Raw genomic sequence first — 1,148 nt, 5'->3', positions numbered from 1 at the left:
ACGACATTGAAAGACTGCAGTTTTTAAAAGATGCATCTCTAAGATCCGAGTAAGAAAAATCACACCCCTCTAATTCTCCTCGTTCAATGAAAGAACAATCTACAAATTGTGTATCGCGGAGGTTCGCTCGTTTAAAGGAACAGCAGAAAAATTTGCAATTTTTAAAATACTGACCACTCATGTCTTGATGTGAAAAGTCTGCTTGTACATATAACTGGTCTGTTTTATCCATTTTGTAGCCCTCTTTTTATTTGAGTCGAAGACTAACATTTACCAACCAGTTCTCAAGAAAAATAAACACCTTAAAAACAGCAACTTGCAACCACTTAAAATCACAAAAATAAGGCGCCAAATTGACGCTCTAAGGCGCTGATTTTTGATCTACCCACGCCGCATGGCTAGAAAAAAGTTTTGTTCAATTACGGCGCTTACAAGAAAAACACATAACGCTTTCTATACGGCGAAAAGCCGTATTTCTACTCAGATCTAAGCTCATTTAATCTTTCATGGTCAACATAAATTCAAAGACTTAAAGATAAATTCGGCATGTTAGGTGGTAACATGTCGCTTAATGTGAAGAGTGGGATTTAACGTAATGTCACTTAATGTGAAGTGCAGTGTTTCGGTAGAACAATGATTCTTGAAAGGTCGCGATAGCGGCCTTTTTTGTGCCTGATAGCAAGGAAAAACGAAGGGAAATTGCGCACTAAGGCATTGAGGAGTAAGATTAACTCTAGATAAAACAAAGCCCCGAAACTCATTCAAACTTGGCGGAATGGAGAGTTATCAGGGCTAAAGCTTAAGGTAATTTTAACACATGGAAAGACAAAGACAATCCACACGTAACCGCCATAAGTGCAGTTATGTGTGAAAGCTAAACAATCAAACGCATTTCAACTCGATCTAATCGAGACGCTTCCTCATAAGCCGTATTGCACCGATGAACTCGGTGTCACTTACATACGCCCAAAAAGTACAGCGATTAAGAAAAAATATCTGCAAGTGAACCAACCGAAGTTGGTCACTTACCTTGTCTTTGATATTGATCGACAAGGCGGTGTGTTGGCTTGGTACGACAACGATCTTCCCACACCATATTGGACTTCAAAGAACCCAGAGAACGCACACGCACACATTGCGTATCGCTT

Annotated in this window: 2 protein-coding genes; one reads left to right on the top strand and one right to left on the bottom strand. The window is 39.6% G+C overall.

Annotated features, from left to right (window positions below):
• Nucleotides 1-232, bottom strand: a 232-nt coding sequence (locus R7Q09_RS24300; RefSeq protein WP_318143718.1) for a pentapeptide repeat-containing protein, incomplete at its 3' end; no start/stop codon positions are given.
• A 635-nt stretch (nt 233-867) separates the two neighbouring features.
• Here R7Q09_RS24300 and R7Q09_RS24295 point away from each other — a divergent pair.
• Nucleotides 868-1,148, top strand: a 281-nt coding sequence (locus R7Q09_RS24295; protein WP_318143717.1) for a replication initiation protein, incomplete at its 3' end; no start/stop codon positions are given.

The organism is Vibrio sp. 2130-1 (genome assembly GCF_033339515.1).
The sequence above is the reverse complement of the archived record's forward strand: the minus strand, read 5'-3'. Positions and strand labels throughout refer to the sequence as shown.